Annotated in this window: 6 protein-coding genes and 1 pseudogene; all 7 read left to right on the top strand. The window is 61.3% G+C overall.

The features are described 5' to 3' along the window. Nucleotides 1-378: nitrogen fixation protein NifQ (locus AC5ZG1_RS43315; RefSeq protein ID WP_464349818.1), on the top strand; the 378-nt coding region annotated here is incomplete at its 5' end. Nucleotides 379-400: 22 nt separating this feature from the next. After that, nucleotides 401-871: a Fur family transcriptional regulator gene (locus tag AC5ZG1_RS43310; RefSeq protein WP_165421516.1), complete on the top strand. Its 471-nt coding sequence runs from the start codon at nt 401-403 to the stop codon at nt 869-871. Nucleotides 872-1,075: 204 nt separating this feature from the next. Continuing rightward, nucleotides 1,076-2,263: a homocitrate synthase gene (gene nifV, locus AC5ZG1_RS43305; protein WP_455998912.1), complete on the top strand. Its 1,188-nt coding sequence runs from the start codon at nt 1,076-1,078 to the stop codon at nt 2,261-2,263. 209 nt (nt 2,264-2,472) lie between these two features. Next, complete coding sequence (nifW, locus tag AC5ZG1_RS43300) at nt 2,473-2,814, top strand: nitrogenase stabilizing/protective protein NifW (RefSeq protein ID WP_028169330.1); 342 nt, start codon at nt 2,473-2,475, stop codon at nt 2,812-2,814. A 467-nt stretch (nt 2,815-3,281) separates the two neighbouring features. Continuing rightward, a pseudogene (locus AC5ZG1_RS43295) lies at nt 3,282-3,821 on the top strand (hypothetical protein). A 13-nt stretch (nt 3,822-3,834) separates the two neighbouring features. Beyond that, on the top strand, nt 3,835-4,944 hold the full coding sequence (locus AC5ZG1_RS43290; protein ID WP_455998910.1) for an electron transfer flavoprotein subunit alpha/FixB family protein: 1,110 nt from the start codon (nt 3,835-3,837) through the stop codon (nt 4,942-4,944). 11 nt (nt 4,945-4,955) lie between these two features. Beyond that, nucleotides 4,956-5,940 (top strand): FAD-dependent oxidoreductase (locus AC5ZG1_RS43285; protein ID WP_394569898.1); only part of this gene is annotated, 985 nt, incomplete at its 3' end.

The raw sequence follows: 5,940 nt of genomic DNA, 5'->3' as shown, positions 1-5,940 counted from the left end.
CTGCTCGCGCAACGCTCGACCGAAGGGGATATCGGCAACTGGCTGGCTGCGATGATCGCGCGTCGCGCGATCGAGCCAAATCACCTCTGGGAAGACCTCGGATTGCGCAATCGTGGCGAATTATCCCGCCTCTTAAGCCGCCATTTCGCGCCGCTCGCCGCGCGCAATGTCAACAATATGCGCTGGAAGCGGTTCTTCTATCGCATGCTGTGCGAGGGCGACGGCCTTGTGATGTGCACGACACCGGTGTGCACGCAATGTAAGGACTTCAACCGCTGCTTTGGCGATGAAAGTGGCGAGAGCCGGATGGCTGAGCGCCGGCGTGACGTTCTGTTGCGGGCGGCTAACCCGGACGCCGCCAGCATCTGGCCTATGTGAGCAACACGGGATGGATCGTCCGTTGGCCAGACTTCCAACCGATGACCGCGCGGATCGCGCTGGCTTCGACGAGGTGCAGGTGGATACGACCTGCGCCCAATTCAGCAGGCAATGTCCCGACGCCGGCTGGAAGGATATGTTGCTCAAGGCCGGGCTGCGCCCGACGCGCCGGCGCGTGATCTTAAGCGAGTTGTTGTTTGCCAGGGGCGAGCGGCATGTCACCGCAGAGATGTTATTTGCCGAGGCGCGTGAGACCGGCTTTCCGGTCTCACAGTCTACCGTCTACAAGACTTTGAACCAGTTCACGCGAGCCGGCCTATCGGGTCGGATCCGTGTTGACGGTTCGCGATCATTTTTTGACACCAACACCACGCCGCATCCGCATTATTATCTGGGCGGCGACGATATCCTGCTCAACGGTCCCGATGCGAATCCCCTGCTTGTGAATGTTCCCGTGCCGCTGCCGGCCACGCAGTCTCGCGCGTCGATCTGATCATCCATCTGGGTCGCAAGCCGAGTTGATGCCAAGCGATCGCGCCCTGAGATAAGCCGACGCGTCGACTTTGCCACGCTGTCGCGTTTGCGACAACCCGGCTGAGCCAAAAACTGTGCGCTTGTTCAACAGCTTGGGGCGGGTGCCGGCGTGGCATGCGGGTTGCTGAAGCCTTGCTTTGCCAAAGACAACAAGGAGCTTCGCATGATCGCCGCCGCCTCTGCCAAACCGTCATGGTCCGAGACGGCATCGGGAGGTCCGATCGTGCTCAACGATACGACACTGCGCGACGGCGAACAGGCGCCTGGCGTTGCCTTCACCACCGACGAAAAGGTGGCGATCGCGCGGGCGCTGGCGCGGGCCGGCGTTACCGAGATCGAAGCCGGGACGCCGGGGATGGGCAGTGAAGAGATCGCCGCCATCCGCGCCATCGTTGAGGCCGGTCTCCCGCTCACCATCATCGGCTGGTGCCGGATGCGTGAAGCCGATGTCGATGCGGCGATCGAGGCCAAGGTGTCGATGGTCAATGTCTCGATTCCGGCATCTGACGTGCAGATTGCCGCCAAGCTTAGCGGTGACCGCGAGCTGGCGCTAGAGCAGGTGAGGCGGGTGGTCAGTTACGCCCGCGAGCGGGGGCTTGAGGTCGCCGTCGGCGGCGAAGACTCCTCCCGCGCTGACGTCGATTTTCTCATCACGCTGATCGCCATCGCAAAAGCCGCGGGCGCACGGCGCTTTCGCATTGCCGATACGCTCAGTGTGCTTGATCCCGACTCCACCTATGCGCTGATCGCGCGTTTGCGCGCGACCACCGATCTCGAGCTCGAATTTCACGGCCATGACGATCTCGGGCTCGCAACCGCCAATACGCTCGCCGCCATCAAGGGGGGCGCGAGCCACGCCTCGGTGACCGTCATAGGGCTCGGCGAGCGAGCGGGCAATGCGCCGCTGGAAGAAGTCGCCGTCGCGCTCAAACAGCTCTACGGGCGCGCCACCGGCATCGTGCTGCCGGAGCTCGAGAACGTCGCCGCGGTAGTGGCAGCCGCGGCTGCACGTGCAATTCCTCTGAACAAGGCCATCGTCAGGGAGCATGTGTTCACCCATGAATCCGGCATTCATGTGCATGGCTTATTGCAGGATCAACGCACCTATCAGTGGCTCGACCCCCATTTGCTTGGTCGGTTCAATCATATTGTGATCGGCAAGCATTCCGGGCTGTCCGCGATCACGACGCTCCTTGACGAGTTGCAGCTCGCCGCCAGCTCCGAGGAGACAAAACAGATCCTCTCGCGGGTGCGAAAACATGCCACCGAGCACAAGCGGCCGGTGGCGCGCGAGACGGTGGTGGCGATCTGGCGCGACATCCGCGAGCGCTCGTTGACAAATTGCGCGTGAGGCGGGCCATGGTCCGGCACCATTACGGCCGATCACTTCGAAACCGTGGGCGCGCCGCGGAAATCCTCGCTGCTCGCACTGATGCGCCAACGCATAGTCTACGTAGGCAATATAGAGCGCCGCGTGCGCGAAGCAGCGTCGCAAGAAGTGACCAGCCTGTGCTGCGTCCCGACCACCGGCCGGAGGGCCTAACCCAAAGGAAAGTTTCGATGAGCAACAAACAGAGGGCAGCCAGCATCCTGGATCGGCTCAACAAGGCCTCGTCGGCTGAAGATTTTTTTGCGCTGCTTGGCGTCGACTACGACCCCAAGATCGTCAATGTCGCGCGCCTGCATATCTTAAGGCGCATGGGGCAATATCTCGCCAAGGAACAATTCGAAGGTAGCGCAGAGGCGGAGGTCACGGCGCGGTGCAAGGCGGTGCTGGAGCAGGCTTATGCCGATTTCGTGGCGTCCTCGCCGATCGATCAGCGGGTGTTCAAGGTCTTGAAGGATGCGGTCGCCGAGCCCAAGAAACCGGCGGCCTTCGTGCCGTTGAGCTCGCTGAAATAGCCTCATGTATCAGTTCAGATCTGCCTGCATGTCGGTGCGGTGTGTTGTGCCATTCGCCTTCCTCCAGATCAACTCTCTACAGCAACGCGCGAAGCCACGCTGTCGCCTTCCCGACGTATGGGCGGATTGTATTGTCTGCGATGCTAACTGACCCCTCATCAATTTTTCTCAAGTCATTGATCGGAGCTCTGATTTTCGATCGCGTGCAACTGGTACGACACTTGCTGTTCTCCGGCCAAGTCCGTCATTGGCGCCGGCGTACACAGAATTGTTGCCGTCCGAGATGAGATTTGGAGAAAGACCAATCATGTTACCGTTACTGCTCGCCGCTTGCGCCGGCGTCATCTTGTGGCTCACGCTCGCGTTAATGCCGTTCGAACTTATCTTTGACGCCGTTGAGGCTGGGATTGACCGGGCGTTGGCCGCTAATGGGTAACTCGCGTTTCCACGCTACCTCTGGAGAAGGCATGCACAGTATCGTTTCCATCAAGCAGGTTCCCGATTTCGCGCAGATCGGCGTCAATCCCCTTACCAACACGATCTTGCGTCAGGGTCGGCGAGTATCGTCAAACAAGACGCCTTGTTTGCGCGCGAGGCCGCGCGCTTATTGCGTGAAAAGTTCTCCAGTAAGATCACCGCGCTCACCAGGCTCGATGTGTAGCGCCGCGCCGAACGCGGCGCGTCGATGTTGCGCACAGAGCTGCCGTGCCTTGCCAACCATGCCGGAAGCGAGCCAGATTTGCCGCGGTCTCATAACCGACGCCCTGCGCGCGCCGCTGGGGCCAGTTGTGAAATGGAGCGAGCAGGAGGCCAGCGTCGAGAACATCTCGAAATGCGGCGTGCGCGGCTCGCCGATCATAGTCAAGCGTGTCTTTGCGCCTTCGCCACAAACCGAGAGGAGGCGGATGGGAGCCACGAAGCAGCCGACCGAGTTGCTGATGAAAGCCATCTTGAAGGGCCGACCCAAGCTAGAAACCGGTCTTGTGGCGCAGGCGCGCGGGTTGTGAGGGGGACAAGGCTATGAGCAACATCACCACAGCTCCTACGCCGGTCGCGGGCGGCCGCGCAGGAGCGAAAAGAGAATTGCCGGAGCACTTTAAGGCCTACAAGCATATCTGGGTCTTCGTCGAGCAGGAGCGCGGCCAGGTGCATCCAGTCTCCTGGGAACTCATGGGTGCGGGCCGCAAGCTTGCCGACAAGCTGAAGGTCGATCTCGCTGCGGTTGTTATCGGCCCGGAGGACGAGGCCGCGCGTAACGCCGCGCTCGAGTCCTTCTGCTACGGCGCCGACCTAGCCTATCTCGTGAGCGAGAATGTGCTGTCGGAGTATCGCAACGAGTCCCACACGAAGGCGCTGACCGATCTCGTCAACACCTATAAGCCAGAGATCCTGCTGTTGGGCGCAACCACGCTCGGTCGCGATCTTGCGGGCTCGGTAGCCACCACCCTACTGACGGGTCTCACCGCCGACTGCACCGAGCTCGATGTCGACGCGGATGGTTCGCTTGCGGCCACGCGTCCGACATTTGGCGGATCGCTGCTTTGCACGATCTACACTTTGAATTACCGGCCGCAGATGGCAACCGTCCGCCCGCGCGTGATGCCGATGCCAGAGCGCCTCGCGCGCGATGCCGCCCGCATTATCATCCATCCGCTCCGCCTGCTCGAAGAAGACATCGTCACCAAGGTGCTATCCTTCATGCCGGACCGTGATTCGGCCAAATCCAATCTTGCCTACGCCGACGCCGTCGTCGCCGGCGGGCTGGGGCTGGGCTCGCCGGAGAGTTTCCAGCTGGTACGACAGCTCGCCGACGTGCTCGGCGCGGAATATGGCTGTTCGCGGCCGCTGGTACAAAAGGGCTGGGTCAGCTCCGACCGGCAGATCGGCCAGACCGGCAAGACCATCCGGCCGAAGCTCTATATTGCCGCAGGTATTTCCGGCGCGATCCAGCATCGGGTCGGCGTAGAGGGCGCAGATCTGATCGTTGCCATCAATACCGACAAGAACGCACCGATCTTCGACTTCGCCCACATCGGCATCGTCAATGACGCTATGCACTTGTTACCCGCGCTGACGGCCGCTTTTCGTGCACGGCTTTCGCCGCATTCGCGCGACCGGATCGCGAGCTAGAGGAGGTTGTTATGATCGAGGAGAAGTTCGATGCAATCGTGGTCGGCGCCGGCATGTCGGGCAACGCGGCGGCGCTGGCCATGGCCAAACGCGGCATGAAGGTGCTACAGCTCGAGCGCGGTGAATATGCTGGATCGAAGAATGTCCAGGGCGCAATCCTCTACGCCGACATGCTGGAAAAACTAATCCCGGACTTCCGCGACGACGCTCCGCTCGAACGTCATCTCGTCGAGCAACGGTTCTGGATGATGGACGATCGCTCGCATGTCGGCGTGCACTACCGCTCCGAGGACTTCAACGAGGAGCGGCCGAACCGGTACACGATCATCCGTGCGCAGTTCGACAAATGGTTCTCCTCGAAAGTGCGCGAGGCCGGCGCGACCGTGCTGTGCGAGACCACGGTCACTGAGCTGGTACGGGACGCCAATGGGAAAGTCATCGGTGTTCGTACAGATCGTCGCGACGGCGAAATCCACGCAGATGTCGTGGTACTGGCCGAAGGCGTTAATGGCCTGCTCGGTACGCGTGCGCGCCTGCGCGAGCGGCCCAAGCCCGACAAGGTGGCACTCGCGGTTAAGGAAATGCACTTCTTGCCGCGTGAGACCATCGAGGCCCGTTTCAATCTCAAGGGCGACGAAGGCGTCGTTGTCGAAGCGGCCGGCACCATTTCTTGCGGCATGACAGGGATGGGCTTCATCTATGCCAATAAAGAATGCATATCGATCGGCATCGGCTGTATCGTCGCCGACTTTCAGAGCACTGCAGAGACGCCATATGGGCTGCTCGATCGCTTCAAGCGTCATCCATCCGTGGCGCCCCTGATCGAGGGCTCGGAGGTCAAGGAATATTCTGCGCACCTCATCCCTGAAGGTGGCTACAAGGCAATCCCGCAGCTGTATGGCGAAGGCTGGGTCGTGGTCGGCGATGCGGCGCAGCTCAACAACGCCATTCATCGCGAGGGCTCTAACCTCGCGATGACCTCGGGCCGCATTGCGG

The sequence above is a fragment of the Bradyrhizobium sp. Leo78 genome (genome assembly GCF_059512425.1).
This window is presented reverse-complemented; position numbering and strand designations above follow the sequence as displayed.